Source organism: Acinetobacter vivianii (assembly GCF_014635885.1).
GTDB lineage: Bacteria > Pseudomonadota > Gammaproteobacteria > Pseudomonadales > Moraxellaceae > Acinetobacter > Acinetobacter vivianii.
In genome coordinates, this window is sequence record NZ_BMDR01000014.1 from 18,166 (window position 1) to 35,046 (window position 16,881).

The 16,881-nt window shown below is 43.4% G+C and carries 17 protein-coding genes; 13 read left to right on the plus strand and 4 right to left on the minus strand.

Annotated features, from left to right (window positions below; all coding sequences use genetic code 11):
• Nucleotides 1-7: 7 nt before the first annotated feature.
• The 7 genes from leuS (at nt 8) to IEV36_RS18075 (ending at nt 9,982) form a co-directional block, all read left to right on the plus strand.
• The gene (gene leuS / locus IEV36_RS18045) at nt 8-2,647 is read left to right on the plus strand and encodes a leucine--tRNA ligase (RefSeq protein ID WP_005255214.1); all 2,640 of its coding nucleotides are present in this window, start codon (nt 8-10) and stop codon (nt 2,645-2,647) included.
• A gap of 93 nt (nt 2,648-2,740) precedes the next feature.
• On the plus strand, nt 2,741-3,250 hold the full coding sequence (locus IEV36_RS18050) for an LPS-assembly lipoprotein LptE (RefSeq protein WP_005255217.1): 510 nt from the start codon (nt 2,741-2,743) through the stop codon (nt 3,248-3,250).
• A 9-nt stretch (nt 3,251-3,259) separates the two neighbouring features.
• Nucleotides 3,260-4,255, plus strand: a complete 996-nt coding sequence (gene holA, locus IEV36_RS18055; RefSeq protein WP_005255219.1) for a DNA polymerase III subunit delta — start codon at nt 3,260-3,262, stop codon at nt 4,253-4,255.
• Between the two features lie 42 nt (nt 4,256-4,297).
• Nucleotides 4,298-5,128, plus strand: coding sequence for an SIR2 family NAD-dependent protein deacylase (locus tag IEV36_RS18060; protein ID WP_005255222.1), 831 nt, complete (start codon nt 4,298-4,300; stop codon nt 5,126-5,128).
• Between the two features lie 108 nt (nt 5,129-5,236).
• Nucleotides 5,237-6,577: a MacA family efflux pump subunit gene (locus IEV36_RS18065; protein WP_005255224.1), complete on the plus strand. Its 1,341-nt coding sequence runs from the start codon at nt 5,237-5,239 to the stop codon at nt 6,575-6,577.
• 1 nt (nt 6,578) lies between these two features.
• Nucleotides 6,579-8,570 (plus strand): MacB family efflux pump subunit, encoded by a 1,992-nt coding sequence (locus IEV36_RS18070; protein ID WP_005255226.1) that lies wholly within the window; start codon nt 6,579-6,581, stop codon nt 8,568-8,570.
• A gap of 11 nt (nt 8,571-8,581) precedes the next feature.
• Nucleotides 8,582-9,982 carry an efflux transporter outer membrane subunit gene (locus IEV36_RS18075; protein ID WP_005255227.1) on the plus strand — a complete coding sequence of 467 codons (1,401 nt, stop codon included), beginning with the start codon at nt 8,582-8,584 and terminating at the stop codon, nt 9,980-9,982.
• Nucleotides 9,983-10,006: 24 nt separating this feature from the next.
• On the opposite strand, the gene IEV36_RS18080 is transcribed toward IEV36_RS18075, so the two are convergent.
• Nucleotides 10,007-10,423: a hypothetical protein gene (locus IEV36_RS18080; RefSeq protein ID WP_004774468.1), complete on the minus strand. Its 417-nt coding sequence runs from the start codon at nt 10,421-10,423 to the stop codon at nt 10,007-10,009.
• Nucleotides 10,424-10,753: 330 nt separating this feature from the next.
• On the opposite strand from IEV36_RS18080, the gene IEV36_RS18085 reads away from it, so the two are divergent.
• Complete coding sequence (locus tag IEV36_RS18085) at nt 10,754-11,377, plus strand: hypothetical protein (protein WP_005255229.1); 624 nt, start codon at nt 10,754-10,756, stop codon at nt 11,375-11,377.
• 89 nt (nt 11,378-11,466) lie between these two features.
• Here IEV36_RS18085 and IEV36_RS18090 read toward each other — a convergent pair whose 3' ends face one another.
• The 3 genes from IEV36_RS18090 to orn all read right to left on the minus strand — a co-directional run bounded on the left by IEV36_RS18090 (nt 11,467) and on the right by orn (nt 13,834).
• Nucleotides 11,467-12,270: an enoyl-ACP reductase FabI gene (locus IEV36_RS18090; RefSeq protein ID WP_032863807.1), complete on the minus strand. Its 804-nt coding sequence runs from the start codon at nt 12,268-12,270 to the stop codon at nt 11,467-11,469.
• Between the two features lie 142 nt (nt 12,271-12,412).
• On the minus strand, nt 12,413-13,147 hold the full coding sequence (locus tag IEV36_RS18095; RefSeq protein ID WP_005255233.1) for a Bax inhibitor-1/YccA family protein: 735 nt from the start codon (nt 13,145-13,147) through the stop codon (nt 12,413-12,415).
• Between the two features lie 126 nt (nt 13,148-13,273).
• Nucleotides 13,274-13,834: an oligoribonuclease gene (gene orn, locus IEV36_RS18100; protein WP_032810933.1), complete on the minus strand. Its 561-nt coding sequence runs from the start codon at nt 13,832-13,834 to the stop codon at nt 13,274-13,276.
• 124 nt (nt 13,835-13,958) lie between these two features.
• Here orn and rsgA point away from each other — a divergent pair, with 124 nt between their 5' ends.
• From rsgA to IEV36_RS18125, 5 genes are all read left to right on the plus strand, one after another.
• Nucleotides 13,959-15,017 (plus strand): ribosome small subunit-dependent GTPase A, encoded by a 1,059-nt coding sequence (gene rsgA, locus IEV36_RS18105; RefSeq protein ID WP_004774457.1) that lies wholly within the window; start codon nt 13,959-13,961, stop codon nt 15,015-15,017.
• 96 nt (nt 15,018-15,113) lie between these two features.
• Nucleotides 15,114-15,530, plus strand: a complete 417-nt coding sequence (locus tag IEV36_RS18110) for a rhodanese-like domain-containing protein (RefSeq protein ID WP_005255236.1) — start codon at nt 15,114-15,116, stop codon at nt 15,528-15,530.
• Between the two features lie 11 nt (nt 15,531-15,541).
• Nucleotides 15,542-15,802, plus strand: coding sequence for a glutaredoxin 3 (grxC, locus tag IEV36_RS18115; RefSeq protein ID WP_004774456.1), 261 nt, complete (start codon nt 15,542-15,544; stop codon nt 15,800-15,802).
• A 28-nt stretch (nt 15,803-15,830) separates the two neighbouring features.
• Nucleotides 15,831-16,289, plus strand: a complete 459-nt coding sequence (gene secB, locus IEV36_RS18120; RefSeq protein WP_004655889.1) for a protein-export chaperone SecB — start codon at nt 15,831-15,833, stop codon at nt 16,287-16,289.
• A gap of 92 nt (nt 16,290-16,381) precedes the next feature.
• Nucleotides 16,382-16,870 (plus strand): hypothetical protein, encoded by a 489-nt coding sequence (locus tag IEV36_RS18125; protein WP_005255239.1) that lies wholly within the window; start codon nt 16,382-16,384, stop codon nt 16,868-16,870.
• The last annotated feature ends 11 nt before the right edge of the window (nt 16,871-16,881 follow it).

Sequence of the window (16,881 nt, forward strand, 5' to 3'; positions counted from 1 at the left end):
TATCCCTATGACGACTTCTCACATTGACTCCGAATATCAAGCAAGTGCCATTGAGCCTCAAGTTCAACAAGACTGGGACAATCGCAAAGTTTTTAAAGTTGCAGACACTGTAGAGGGTAAACATCGCTATATCCTGTCGATGTTCCCTTACCCAAGTGGCAAGCTGCACATGGGGCATGTGCGTAACTATACAATTGGCGACGTCATCAGCCGCTTTTATCGTTTAAAAGGCGAGACAGTCCTACAGCCAATGGGTTGGGATGCTTTCGGTTTACCTGCTGAAAATGCAGCGATTGCGCATCAGGTTGCACCTGCCAAATGGACATTTGAAAACATCGCTTATATGCGTGACCAATTAAAAAAATTGGGCTTGTCTGTCGATTGGGATCGTGAATTTGCAACCTGTACACCAGAGTATTATCACTGGGAACAATGGTTATTCGTACAGCTTTATAAAAAAGGCTTGATCTATCGTAAGCTTTCAACAGTGAACTGGGATCCTGTAGACCAGACTGTTTTAGCCAATGAACAAGTTGAAAATGGTCGTGGCTGGCGTTCAGGTGCATTGGTCGAAAAACGTGATATTCCAATGTACTACTTCCGCATCACGGACTATGCACAAGAATTATTAGATGACCTAGATACCTTGCAAGATGGCTGGCCTCAACAAGTGTTGACCATGCAACGTAACTGGATCGGTCGTTCAACAGGCATGGAAATCACCTTCCCTTCTGCCAATCCTGCAATCTATGCTGACGGCTTAACGGTTTATACAACGCGTGCTGACACACTTATGGGTGTGACATACGTTGCGGTTGCAGCAGAACACCCGCTAGCGCTTAAAGCTGCTGCCCTCCAATCAGAAGCAGGCAACCCTGAATTGGCTGCATTTATTGAAGAATGCCGCATGGGTTCGGTAGCAGAAGCGGATTTAGCCACTGCTGAAAAGAAAGGCATGGCAACAGGTTTGTTCGTAAAACACCCTGTAACGGGTGAAGAGCTTCCAGTCTGGATCGCAAACTACGTATTAATGTCTTATGGTTCTGGCGCTGTAATGGCGGTTCCAGCACATGATGAACGTGACTTTGAATTTGCAAATAAGTTCAATTTGCCAATCAAGCAAGTGATTGATGCCAAAGGTGCTGACGATGCAGATTATTCTGCAACTGAATGGCAAGAATGGTATGGCTCGAAAGAAGGTAAATTGGTCAATTCTGGTGAGTTTGACGGTTTAGCATTCCAAGCTGCTTTCGATGCATTCCTCGCAAAATTAGAACCACAAGCTTTGGCAAACGCTAAAGTTCAATTCCGTTTACGTGACTGGGGTGTCTCTCGTCAACGTTACTGGGGTTGTCCAATCCCGATGATCAACTGTAACAGTTGTGGTCAGGTGCCAGTTCCAGAAGATCAATTACCAGTGGTATTACCGACAGATGTCGTTCCAGATGGTTCTGGCAACCCATTGAATAAAATGCCTGAGTTCTATGAAACCAAATGTCCAAGCTGTGGCAGCGATGCACGTCGTGAAACAGATACATTGGATACTTTCGTAGAATCATCTTGGTACTATGCACGCTATGCATCTCCAGACTTTACTGGCGGTATGGTCAAACCTGAAGCTGCACAAAACTGGCTTCCTGTGAACCAATATATCGGTGGTGTAGAGCACGCAATTCTACACTTACTTTATGCACGTTTCTTCCATAAATTGATGCGTGATGAAGGCGTAGTACAAGGTAACGAACCATTTACTAACTTGTTAACACAAGGCATGGTTTTGGCCGACACCTTCTACCGTGAAGCTGAGAATGGCAAGAAAACCTGGTTCAACCCTGCTGACATCGAATTAGAACGTGACGAAAAAGGTCGTATCCTGTCTGCAAAATATTCAGGTGATGGTCAGGAAGTTGTGATCGGCGGACAAGAAAAAATGTCTAAGTCGAAAAACAATGGTATTGATCCACAAGCGATTATTGATCAATACGGGGCAGATACAGCACGTGTCTTCATGATGTTTGCTGCACCGCCAGATCAATCATTGGAATGGTCAGATGCAGGTGTAGAAGGCGCAAACCGTTTCTTGAAACGTGTATGGCGTTTAGCGGCAGGCTTCCTTGAAAAAGGCAATCAAGCGACTGCGATTGATACCGCAAATCTTTCTAAAGATGCGCAAGATTTACGTCGTAAAACGCATGAAACCATTCAGAAAGTGGGTGATGACATCGAGCGTCGTCATGCCTTCAACACCGCCATTGCAGCATTGATGGAATTACTCAATGCCAGCAACAAGTTTGAAGCAAAAGATGATAATGATGCGGCTGTCGCACGTGAAGCGATCACAACGCTTCTTACCTTGCTTGCACCATTTGCACCACATTTAAGTCAAACTTTATTGACTCAGTTTGGTCTGGAACTCACCACAGTTGAATTCCCGCAAGTCGATGAGTCTGCATTAACACGTAATACACAAACGATTGTTGTACAAGTGAATGGTAAACTTCGTGGTAAGTTAGACGTCGCAGTTGATATGTCTAAAGATGACTTATTGGCTCTGGCAAAAGCTTTACCAGAAGTTCAACAATTCTTGACTGGCCCGACCAAGAAAGAAATTGTGGTACCAAATAAACTCGTTAATTTAGTTGTTTGATAGTCCCTTTCAACCTCTCTTTCACTAAAAAAGAGAGGTTCCCTCAATTGAACAAAGAGGGCTTGGGGAAGATGAATAAATAGAGGAATAAATATGCACTTAGCGCAACGTGCAGCTGCTATCGTTCTCACTTTAGGCCTAAGTGCAGGCTTAGTCGGCTGCGGCTTTCATTTGAAAGGAAGTAACCCAACAGCAGCACCATTGGTGTATAACAAGCTGTCTTTAGCCTTGCCTAGCAACACGGGCGAGCTTGAAAACCGACTCAGCATTTACCTCAGCGCAACGGGCGTACAACTCAGCAATGCCAATGATGCCTATGTCCTTCGCATTCTGGATTACACCCCTCGCCGTCAGCTCCTCAACGGTAAATTAACCGAAGTATTATTACGCTTAACCGTGACGTTCCAGATCGAAGATCGTCAAGGCCGCAAAATTACTGAACCGCGTACACTTACCGCTTCTCGTACTTACCAATACGATGTGGCAACGGTAAACACCGATAACCAGCAAGAAGCGTATCTGAACCGTATTGTGATTGATGATGTGGCACAACAGATCACACGTCAAATTGCTGCCAACCGTTTACCTAAAGCTCAGCCATAATCACGTATTATGAAACTGGATTATGTTCAAGCCTTAAAACGTGTCAATGAAGCTCGTGGTGCATGGATCATGCATGGACAAGAGCCTCTGCTTGAACAAAACTTGCTTGATGCATTTCGTAAAAGCTGGCAACAACAAGAAGTTGAACGCCAGCGCTACGATATTAGTAGCGTAAATGACTGGAAAAATGTCTTTAATGCGCTGAATAGCCTGTCCTTGTTTTCTCAACAACTTGCGATTGAAGTACATGGCAATATCAAGCCTGATGCCAATGGCTTGAAACAACTCAAAAGTTATATTCAACATAATGAACATAACCTGCTATTGATCGTTCTGCCGAAACAAGACAGTAGCAGTTTAAAGTCAGCTTTTTTTCAGGTGGTTGAAGCCAACGGCGTGGTTGTGCCACTTACCGCAACCTATCCGCAAGATCGACAGCGTATCCTCGCTATCGAAGCAGAAAAGTTAAATATCCAGCTCAATAATGATGCCTGGCAATGGCTCATGCAGCATCATGAACATAACTTGCTGGCTGCCAAAAACAGCTTGATGCGAGTCGCAGATACGTTCCCAGACATTCAACAGATTCAGATTGAACAGCTTTATGCCTGCTTACAAGATCAGTCCCGCTATACCACTTATGATTTAAGTGATGCGGTACTTACAGGAAATCTGGCCCAATCCGTGAAGATTTATCAGTACCTGATTGCTGCGGGTGAACCTGACAGCCTGATTTTGTGGACACTGAGCAAAGAAATGCGTTTATTGATGCAATTGTTTGAGCAACCACACAATGCGATTCAGCTCGGCATCTGGAAAACCAAAGTTTCGCAATATCAACAGGCCTTACGCCGCTTGAATCCAAGACAGTTCTTAAACTGGCCTGATTTATTATTGCGAATTGATGCGTCGATTAAAGGTATGTCGAAAGAGAATGCTGAACATTTGATGTTACAGGCGTTGAGTGAATTGTGTGGAACCACGCTATTTGCCCAACCCGCTTAAAACCAGATAATTCATCTCATCATAATCACAACAGGCATTTACATGTCTTTCCATCTAGATCCCCATCAAACTGAACAAATAAAAAATCTGTTTAAATCAGCAGATAGCCTGATCATCAGCGCTGGTGCAGGCATGGGTGTCGATTCAGGTCTACCCGACTTTCGCGGTAATCAGGGCATGTGGCAAGCGTATCCTGAACTCGGCAAACAGCGCCTTGATTTTACCGAAATCGCAAATCCAGCCGCATTTAAGCAACAACCAGATCTGGCTTGGGGATTTTATGGACATCGCTTGGCATTGTATCGGCAGACTATTCCACATACTGGATTTCATGCACTAAGGCAATTAGCTGAACGCTTGAAACTGCCCTATTTTGTATTTACGTCCAATGTAGATGGACAATTTCAAAAAGCAGGCTTTGATCCACAATACATTTATGAATGTCATGGTTCTATTCACCATCTACAATGTCTTACAGCCTGTGAATCCGATATCTGGCCAGCAGATGAATTAACACCAGAAATTGATCATCAGCATTGCCAATGGCAAGGACAACTTCCACGATGTCCTCACTGCGGCAATCTTGCTCGCCCAAATATCTTGATGTTTGATGATTATACGTGGCTCAGTCAGCGTCAAAAACAACAGATGCATCGTCTCACTACTTTTTTAGAAGACCATCATCAGCCTGTTGTCATCGAATTGGGTGCAGGTACGGCGATACCAACCGTGCGTTATTTTAGCGAGCGTTTTGCCCCTAATCTGATTCGAATTAACCCGCGAGAATTTGCACTTCCATCAAAAGGTGGCATTGCCCTTCCCACCTGTGCTGAACAAGGCGCACGCAGTATTTATCAGATTTTTATAGAATAACTGAGCAGGAAAATAGAAAATAATTCTCATTCTAGATTAAAAATATTCACGCTTTATCCTTATTTCAATTTTATACTACGTTCAGTTTCTCACTTTTGACCTGCTGCCATGCCAAAAACAACCACTAAAAAAATCCAACCTCGCAAACTCATCATGATTGCTCTCGGTGTGCTTATCATCGCAGCGCTCGGATGGATGTTCTTTAAGCCTAAAGCCCAAGCACCGCAATATATCAGTGCTGAAGTTTCTCGCGGAGATATTGAAGACTCGGTATTGGCAACAGGTGTACTGGAAGCCACCAAAATGGTGAGTGTGGGTGCGCAGGTATCAGGTCAGGTGAAAAAGATGTATGTTCAGTTGGGTGACCAGGTTAAACAAGGTCAACTGATTGCACAGATTGATTCGATTCGTCAGGAAAACGAAAAGAAAACGGCCGATGCCAATATTAAAAACCAACAGGCGCAATTGGCAGTACAGCAAGCCAATCTAGCCAAAGTCGAAGCTGAATATAAGCGTCAGCAGGCCATGTACAGCCAAGATGCAACCTCTCGTGCTGAACTGGAAGCGGCTTTGGCAAACTTTAAAACGGCGCAAGCTCAAATTGCATCGATCAATGCACAGATTGAACAATCTCGCTTAACGCTTGCAACAGCTAAAGAAGATTTAGGCTACACCCGTATTGTTGCGCCAATGGACGGTACCATCGTCGCAATCGTGACCGAAGAAGGCCAGACTGTAAACGCCAATCAAACAGCACCAACCATTGTGAAACTGGCAAAGCTCGATACCATGACCATCAAGGCACAGATTTCTGAAGCCGATGTCATGAAGGTGGAAAAAGGCCAAACCGTTTATTTCACTACTCTAGGTAACAGCGACAAGAAACATTACGCGAAATTGCGTCAGGTTGAACCTGCGCCAAACTCAATCAATACCGAAACCACCAGCAGTAACAGTTCATCGACGTCGAATGCAGCGGTGTACTACAACGCATTATTTGATGTCCCGAATGAAGATGGCAAACTTCGTATTGATATGACGGCACAGGTTTACATCGTACTTGCTGATGCCAAAAATGCATTAACCATTCCAGCAGCAGCAATCCAGACTCAACGCGGTAATCGTAGTGCCAAGGGCGGTCAAGGTAATCGATCAGCAGAACAAGCGAAAAAATCGGATAGTGACAAAGCGCAACGTCCAAAACGTCTAGAGCTGAGTGAAGAAGAAAAAGCGCTTGTTGCACAAGGTAAAGCCTCTACAGGTATGGTACGTGTCTTACAGGCTGATGGTTCAGCACAACCACAACCTGTATTAATTGGTTTAAACAACCGTGTTACTGCACAAGTACTTAAAGGCTTGAAACAAGGTGATCAAGTGGTGATTGCCGATGCCTCTGACAGCTCAAATGAAGCTGCAAAACGTAGCAACCAACGTGCAATGAGAATGTAATATGACTCAACATCAAACACATTCATCACAGCCATTGCTTGAGGTCAGTAACCTCACCCGTGAGTTTCCTGCGGGAGAAGGTACTGTCCAGATCCTGAAAGGAATCGACCTCAAGATTTATGCGGGTGAACTGGTTGCGATCGTCGGGCAGTCTGGTTCTGGTAAGTCAACCCTGATGAATATTCTGGGCTGTCTCGACAAACCTACTGCGGGCAGCTATCAGGTCAATGGTCGTGAAACACGTCAGCTAGAGCCTGATGAACTGGCCCAATTACGCCGTGAATATTTTGGTTTTATTTTCCAGCGCTATCATTTACTTGGGGATTTAAGTGCCTCAGGTAACGTTGAAGTTCCTGCGATTTATGCGGGTGTCGACAGTCATCTACGTCAGGAACGTTCTGCTAAATTATTATCAGAACTCGGACTGGAAGAACGTTTACATCATCGCCCAAGCCAGCTTTCAGGTGGTCAGCAACAACGTGTATCCATCGCCCGTGCCTTAATGAACGGTGGTGATGTCATCCTTGCCGATGAACCGACAGGTGCACTAGATAAGAATAGTGGTATTGAAGTGATGCGCATTTTGCGTGAGCTGAATGCCAAAGGCCATACCATTATTCTGGTCACACACGATCTGAATGTTGCGAAAAATGCGACCCGTATTATCGAAATCAGTGACGGTAATATTATTTCAGACCGTGCCAATGTGCCTGAAAATGAAGATCATGATTTAGAACATCAAACGCTGCAACGGACTCCACAGAAAAAAACCTCCGCTTGGCGTTCTTTCTTTGATCGCCTTGGTGAAGCATTCCGTATGGCCTTGCTAGCGATGAATGCGCATCGAATGCGAACCTTCCTGACCATGCTCGGAATCATTATCGGGATCGCCTCAGTGGTCTCGGTCGTGGCGCTGGGGAATGGTTCACAAAAGCAGATTCTGGAAAATATCAGTAGTCTGGGAACCAATACCATTACCGTCTATCAAGGGCGTGGTTTTGGTGATAACTCACGTACCTCACAAGCCAAGACGCTGATCCCTGCTGATGCCGAAGCATTGGCAGAACAGCCTTATGTGGATGGGGTCAGTCCTTCAGCCAATACCAGTCTTACGCTGCGTTATAAAGATACTGAAGCCGCAGCGACTGTAAATGGCGTCAGCTCAGATTTCTTCTATGTGCGCGGTATGACCTTTAAGTCAGGCCAGCCTTTTGATAAGGCCAGTGTGACTCAACGTGCCCAAGATGTGGTGATTGATACCAACACAGAAAAGACCTTCTTTGCTGATGGTACCAATCCTGTCGGTCAGGTGCTGTTATTAGGTAGTGTGCCGAGCCGTATTATTGGTGTGATTGATGCACAGCAAGGCTTTATGGGAAGTTCTGACAGCCTGAATGTTTATCTGCCCTACTCAACCGTGATGAGCCGTATGTTGGGTCAGTCCAATGTTCGCAGCATCATTGTGCGTATTAAAGACGAATATCCAAGTAGTGCTGCTGAAAATGCGATTCTGACCTTATTGGAACAGCGTCACGGCGCACAGGATGTATTTACCCAGAACTCTGACAGTATTCGTGAAACCATTCAACAGACTACGGCCACCATGACCTTGCTGATTTCTGCAATTGCCGTGATTTCGCTCGTGGTTGGCGGGATTGGGGTAATGAATATTATGCTGGTTTCTGTGACCGAACGTACTCAGGAAATTGGGGTGCGTATGGCAGTGGGCGCTCGTCAAAGTGATATTTTGCAGCAATTCCTGATCGAGGCCATTCTGGTCTGTTTATTGGGTGGTGTGCTGGGCGTGCTGCTGTCTTTAGGGATTGGGCAGATTATTGGTCACTTCGCCAAAGGTGTGATTGAAATGAGTTATTCAACCACCTCGATTGTGGCAGCTTTTGTCTGCTCAAGTCTGATTGGTATTGTATTTGGCTTCTTGCCAGCAAGAAATGCGGCACAACTCGACCCAGTTGCTGCTTTAGCGAGAGAGTAAGGAATTTGAGTATGTCTTTTCAATTCACAAAATTAGGACTTGCACTGGTACTCACTGGCTCCTTGGCTGGCTGTTCTGCAGTCGTCAAAACACCCTACAACGCCCCTGCTGTACAAGTACCACAACAGTTCCAGTACGATGCACAAAAAAATAGAAATGTTAATCTGACCGATCAATGGTGGACCCTGTTTAATGATGCCCAGTTGAATCAACTAGTCGATCAGGTACTGGCAAAAAATAGTGATTTAAGCGTCGCAGGCATCACCCTGAAACAAGCCCGCTTACAAGCGGATTTGACTGAAAATAAACAAGGCCTGCGTACCAGCTCTACGGTTTCCACTGGTCATAGTTATGACCTACGTTCAGGTAATGGCTCTGATCGTGGTTTAACCACCAGCGCGGGGGTCAGCTATGAGCTTGATCTATTTGGCAAGCTAGCCAGCCAAACAGAAGCCAGCCGTTGGGAAGCTTTAGCAAGTGAACAAGACTTGCAAGCCACTGCGCAAAGTCTAGTTGGCACAACAGCGAAACTGTATTGGCAGCTGGGTTATCTGAATGAGCGTTATCAAACTGTTCAACAGAACTTGGCTTCGACTCAAAAAACCTATTCTCTAGTGAAGTCACAATACAAAGCAGGTGCTGTTTCTGGTCTGGATCTCACTCAAGCAGAGCAATCGGTACAAAGCCAGAAAGCCAGTCTCAGTCAAATCGAACAACAACGTGTTGAAACCCGTACCGCCCTTGCCGTTTTACTGCATGAGCCAGTGCAGCAATTAAATATCAAGGAACCAGCACAATTACCACGCAATGCTTTGCCAAATATCGCTACAGGCTTACCTGCTGATATTTTATCGCGCCGTCCAGACTTGCAGGCTTCAGAATTACGCTTACGTAAAACCTTAGCCACGAAAGATGCGACTAAAGCCAGCTACTATCCATCAATTAATCTGACTGGAAGTCTCGGCTCTACAAGTACATCATTAACTCAGTTATTGAAGAACCCTGCTCTAACCTTGGGTGCGAGCTTAAGCCTACCTTTCCTGCAATATAATGATATGAAGAAAGATATTGCAATCAGTGATCTTGAGTATGAAAAAGCCATTACTCAATATCGTCAAACGCTCTATCAGGCCTTTGCTGATGTGGAAAATGCCTTATCTAATCGCACTCAACTGAATCAGCAAGTTCAATTACAACAACGTAATGTCGAGCTAGCAGATAAAACTGAACGCTTAACCCAAGTGCGTTATCGCAATGGTGCAATTGCCTTAAAGAATTTACTGGATGCACAGGAAACTACACGTAATGCCCGACTCAGTTTGGTTGAAACCAAGCAGAATCAATACAATGCGTATGTGACCTTGATGCAAGCACTTGGTGGAAGTCCTTTAAAAGAACTACCGAAACAATAGCCCTAGCGCTATTGTTTGGCACGCTTATTCTTTCACCAGATCTGGATTATTCTGGATCTGTTGAATACGTTTAATCTTGTCCTGATCATCAAAAACAACTTCATACGAGAGTTTCTGACCATTAAAATACATCTCGGTCGGTGAGCCAATCACTTCCCATAGACCAATGGTGGCAATATCCGCAGTCGTGTGCCATAGCGTACGGCTGATTCTGGCTGCTTTTGAGTAGCCTTGCTGGAAGGTATAAATCTCTTTACGTTCGCCATTCACTGTTTCTGAAGTGACGGGTGCACCCAATTCAGAAATCACATAATTTCGATGCTTCCCCACTTCTAAAACCGTCATATTCTTTTTATGCGGTTGGTTACTTGCCATGACTGCAGCACAACCTTGAAGTGAAAGAAGAGTGACTAATCCTAAAACAACAGCTATTTTCTTCACGTTTTTTGACCTACCCCGAAAGCTAAAAAATAATATATTTATCGACATTCTCTTTAGAATTTTCGATTAAACAAAAACCAGCATTAATTAGCATATAAAGGATAGGATGACAAATAGATAATTATACTTATTGATATATTTTCAATAGATCGTTTATTGTTGTGTTAAAAATTATGAAATAAGGCTTACTAGTTTTTTTTATTGACGTAAATATTGCTGTTTTATATGCTGATCAAAATATAATTATGTTGGATAAGCACAAAATTAGTTATATGGCATTTTCATTTTGATTATTCGGAAAATTTGCTATGTAACTGTAGCTAGGTAATTATGAATCTTGGTCGAGAACTTCAAGTGTTAGATCAGTGGATAGAGGACTTTCCAAAGATTGGTATGGAAACGCTCGGTGGAGAAGGCGGGCCTATGTATATCTTGGACATCGTAGTTATTGGCGTCACTAAACGATCTTTAAGTCTAGCCACTGGTTTGCGCGATTTGGTCAATGCTAAAAACATGACTTGCTCGCGGGCGATAGTTCGAATGCAGTTGGATACGGTAAGTCGCTTCTTGGCATATACGTATGTAGATGACCCTTCGGGAATGGCATTGGCCGTCATTGGTGGTAAGCCTTTGCACAAGTTCAAGTGTCGTGATGGAAAACAACTCAGGGACGGATACCTGATAGAGCGGATGAGCGAAAAGCACCCTTGGGTTAAAAATACATACAAATACACCTCGGGATATGTTCATTTCTCTGAAAAGCAGGTTTTCGATTCAATTCAATCCTTTGGGAATGATGAGGAGCGAACGGTTCAATTCCAAGTAAGCTCGGAGGACCATAAATTTCCAGAGGCTAGTTGGGTAGAAATTGTGCAATGCTTTAACGAAATGTTATCCATAGTCGCCCAGCTGTTTGCGACTTATAAAAATGAGCTAAAGTGGGCTGGAAGATGAAATCGCCTAACGCAGGCGTTATTTCCACAGTTTTGAAAAAACAAAGCCGCTATAAAAGCGGCTTTATCAAATAATTTAGATCAATCTAACTATTCATCATCCATCATGCTTTGGCTCATACCAACCGTATTAAAGCCGCCATCAACATACATGATTTCACCCGTAATACCCGAAGCCCACGGTGAGCAAAGGAATAATGCAGCATTGCCCACTTCTTCAATCGTCACATTACGTTTTAGTGGAGAGATTTTTTCATTGGCATCTAACATCTTACGGAAAGACTTAATGCCTGATGCTGCTAAAGTACGGATTGGACCAGCAGAAATTGCATTCACGCGAATACCATCTACACCCAAACTTGACGCTAAATAACGAACGCCTGCTTCTAACGATGCTTTCGCCATACCCATCACGTTATAGTTCGGCATCACACGCTCAGAACCCTGATAAGTCAAAGTCAATAAACAACCTTGGCGCGCTTGTAATAATGGTTTAGCCGCACGAGCCATCGCGATAAAGCTATATGCACTAATGTCATGTGCAATTTTAAAACCGTCACGATCGGTCACGTCAGTAAAGTCACCATCAAGCGTATGCGCTGGCGCAAAACCAATTGAATGCACCACACCATCCAAACCATCCCAGTGTTTTGCCAACTCGACAAAGGCATTGTCAATTTCTTGATCAACAGCAACATCACAAGGGAAAACCAAAGTTGAACCAAACTGTGCTGCAAAATCATCAACACGTTTTTTCAGCTTTTCATTTGGATAAGTAAACGCGAGCTCTGCACCTTCACGGTGTAACGCTGCGGCAATACCGTAAGCAATTGATAATTTACTTGCAATACCGGCAATTAAAAAACGTTTACCAGCTAAAAGTCCTTGTGACATCTTATTCTCACTCGAAAAATTTTCAACACATGATGCCAAGATTCCAGCGCTTGCGGAATTGCATAATCCACCTTTTTTACAATCTTGCATAAAAAAATCGCCTTCACAGGAAGACGATTTGTATTTTTAATTGAATCAGAACTTAATCATCGCCACGAAGCAGACTCAATAAACGCAGGAATGAGTAATACATCCACACCAAAGTTGCCAATAAGGCAATGGCACAGATCCATTCAAATGCTTTTGGAGCACGTTGAGCAGCGGCATTTTCGATCAGATCAAAGTCCAGAATCAGGTTTAATGAGGCAATCACAGCCACAAAAGCAGCAAAGCCGATACCCAACCAGTTACTTTCAAAGATATAAGGGATGCTCGAACCAAAAGCTAAACGCAAAATAATCTGCACCACAAATACCAGTGCAATTGCGATGGAAGCAGAAATGACAATTGCCTTAAATTTTTCAGTGGCACGAATGATCTGAAATTTATATAAGGCAAATAGCACCAAAGTGGTCACGAATGTTGCCAATAATGCCTGTAAAGGTACGCCTGGATATTTCAACTGGAAAATAAACGAGACGCCACCTAAAAAAGCCCCTTCAAATAAAGCATAAGGAATAGCTAAAGCTGGTGCGGTATTCGATTTAAATGTGGTAATGAGTGCAAGAATAAGACCACCGACTGCACCAATAATCGTTGCAGCATAAGCAATCGACAGATTCGCTGTCATCGCACAGTAGAAAAATAAGGCCATGCCTAAAACAGCAGCAATCACCGTTAAAAGTACAGATTTTTGAATCGCACCCTGAATGGTCATTGGCTCAGCCAAATCTTGATAGGTTTCTACCCGCGTTAAAATGGGGTTAGTACTTTGCATGTACGCTCTCTTTTTTATAGTTTGCAATTAAAATCCGAGTTTAAGCGATTTTTTGATCAATCCCAACTATTTTTAGCGCATTAAAAAAGGAGCCAAAGCTCCTTTTATGTATGACTCAGAAAACGATTACTTATCGTTATTCATGATAAAAAAGTATTCACGATAGTATTTTAATTCTGCGATCGAATCACGGATGTCATCCATTGCCAAATGCGATGCATTTTTCTTTAAACCGCTCATAATTTCTGGTCTCCAGCGTTTAGCCAGCTCTTTTACAGAAGACACATCCAGATTGCGATAATGGAAGAATTGTTCCAGTTCAGGCATCAAACGATGCAAGAAACGGCGGTCTTGGCAAATTGAGTTACCGCACATCGGAGAAGATTTTGGATTGACCCATTTTTTCAAAAATTCGAGAGTTTGCTGTTCCGCATCTTGTGCAGTGAGTTTACTACGGCGAACACGCTCGATCAGGCCAGACTGACCATGTTGCTTGGTATTCCACTCATCCATTGCATTTAGAATCAAATCAGATTGATGTACCGCTAAAACAGGCCCTTCAGCCAAGATATTTAAATGATCATCTGTAATAATTGTTGCAATTTCAATGATCTTGTCGTTATCGGTATCAAGTCCGGTCATTTCCAGATCGATCCAAATTAATCGTGTATCAGGGGTGCTGCTCATGGATGGCAATTCTAAAGTGCTTAAAAACATCAATAGTAGCAAATTAATTACATCTTGGCTGTAATTCTATAGCGGCTTCATGCTATTTTTGCGGTCTTCAAAGTGTGGATTTTTTGGGATATGAATGGCTTTAATTCGTAAGCGTCGTTTAACCGAACAACAGCAGCGTCGTATTGAGAAACAGCATAAATCGCGTCAAGACGACATTGACACGTCACAAGATTTAGATGGACTGGTTGTTCAGCATTATGGTCGTCAACTCGAAGTACAAGCCTTGTCTGTGCCTGAACAGCATCCTGAAAAACCACAAGTAGCCGATGGTGAACCAGAACCATTCTGGAAACCGATTGAATTGGACAGTATTTGGCGTTGCCATACCCGTACCAACCTCGAATTACTGGTCACAGGCGATCGGGTGAAATGGCAAGCTGATCCGATTACTGGCTTAGGCATTATCACCGCGATTTATCCAAGACAATCGCTCCTGACCCGCCCCGACCGCTATCACAAGGTTAAACCTGTCGCAGCCAACATCAGTCTCATCGTCATCGTGTTTGCGCCTTTACCAGAGCCCGCGCCGACATTGATCGACCGCTATCTGGTGGCCTGTGCCGATGCCAATATTCCAGCGCTGTTAGTGTTGAATAAATCCGACTTGCTGACTGAAAATGATCCGATTCTGACCCTGCTCAGTGAATATGAAGCATTAGGCTATGAAACCCTGATTTGCCATTCACGTGGTGATCTCTCTGAACTGTCAGCACGTTTGGACAATGAAACTGTCGCTTTCGTTGGACAGTCTGGTGTCGGTAAAAGCTCGCTGATTAATACCATTGTTCCAGATGCGGCACAGAAAACCAATGTGATTTCAGAAAACTCGGCACTCGGGCAACACACCACGACCTCGACCAGATTGATCAAATTTGGAACAAACGGTGCGCTCATTGATTCTCCGGGAATCCGTGAATTCGGGCTATGGCATCTCAGTCTGGAAAAGGTACGTACTGGTTTTCCCGAGATAGAAACACATCTAGGGCTTTGCCAGTTCCGTAATTGCACTCATACCCATGAGAAAAATTGCGCACTGAAACAAGCGGTTGAGGCTGGTGAAATTTTGCCAAGACGTTTGGACAGTTATCTGCGTTTAATGGATGAAATTCAGGAAGCCCAGCAAAAAAGTTAATTTTGTTGGACTTTACCCCTTGAACTAACATTTTTGATCACCATAGAGATAAGTTATACTCAGGATCAATTTTGTATTTTAATTTTTAGGTGACTTGTGGAACGCTGGTTAGAGTTTATGGGGAATCACCCCTTCTTATTTGGTACGCTCGGCGTGTTAATCGTGTTGTTCTTTATTTTAGAAGGACAGCGCAATGGTCGTAAAATTTCACCACAATCACTCGGTATCTTGATCAAGGCAAAAAATGCCATCTTGATCGACTTACGTGATGGAAAAGATTTCCGTGATGGTCACATTAGCGGTAGCCGTAACATTCCATATAGCCAGATCACCAGTCATGTTGATGAATTAAAAGCAAGTGATCGTCCATTGGTCTTCATTTGTAACTTAGGGCAAGTTGCAGGCTCAGCACTACAAAAAGTAGGTCATGCTGACAGCTACCGTCTAGACGGTGGTATTAGCAACTGGAAAGCGCAAGGCTTACCTTTAGTTAAAAGCAAAACCAAAGCTTAAGGAGAGATAACATGACAACGCCAAACGTCACCATCTATTCAACCCTTTCTTGCCCGTACTGTGTGCGTGCAAAACAATTACTTGAGCGTAAAGGTGTTGCTTTTAAAGAAATTAATCTTTCCAATGAAGCGCCAGAAGTTCGTATTGAATTGATGCAACGTACCAATCACCGTACAGTGCCACAAATTTTTATTAAAGATCAGTTTATCGGTGGTTTTGATCAACTTTATGCTTTAGAGCGTGAAGGTAAACTCGACCAATTATTAGCTTAACAACACATCCGAGATTTAAGGAAAAACAATGAGCGAAGAACAAGTTCAACCACAACTCGCGTTAGAACGTATTTATACCAAAGACATCTCTTTTGAAGTTCCTGGTGCACAAGTATTTACTAAACAATGGCAACCAGAACTCAACATCAATTTATCTTCTGCTGCAGAAAAAATTGATCCAACACACTATGAAGTGTCTTTGAAAGTTGTGGTTCAAGCGAACAACGAAAATGAAACTGCGTTCATCGTTGATGTCACTCAATCAGGTATCTTCTTGGTTGATGGTGTAGAAGAAGATCGTCTTCCATACATCTTAGGCGCATACTGCCCAAATATCCTATTCCCGTTCTTGCGTGAAGCAGTAAATGATCTAGTAACAAAGGGTAGCTTCCCTCAATTGTTACTTACACCGATTAACTTCGATGCTGAATTCGAAGCAAACATGCAACGCCTTCAAGCGGATGCAGATGCACAAGGTCAAGCATAAGACTTTTGTGAATGAATCAAAAAAACCACAGCACTTGCTGTGGTTTTTTTATAATAATAAGAAGCATGTTATGAGTAAAACGAGAATAAGACATGACCACAGCGCTCTATCCACTTTGCCAACAGGTCTTTCCTGAACTGACACAAGTTCCATACCCCCTTCATCCACACGAGTTTCATCAATTTATCAATTGGGCCAATACCCTGCACTCAAACATCCAGTATGTAGAATTAAAAGAATATTATGACAATGGCGCTGACCAGTGTTATCAACTGCAACAAACCCAAGTCGATATTGAGCAACTGAATAACCGTATTGAAAGTGAAGTCGAACAGCTTTTCGCTGAATATGCTGATGCAACACAGGATGAGCAGAACGAGATTGATTTTGCAGAACATATCTACGCGATTTTATTTGACTATCTTTATGCGGTTGCGGAACAGCATGATTTAGCACTATTACTGATCTCGAATGAAAATCCTTACTGGATGCTGGTTCCAGATCAGGCCGAACAGATTAAACATCTCATTGAAGCATTTAATAGCACATTTTCTGATGTGGAGCTTTATCACTATGTCTAAGCGAGGATCGA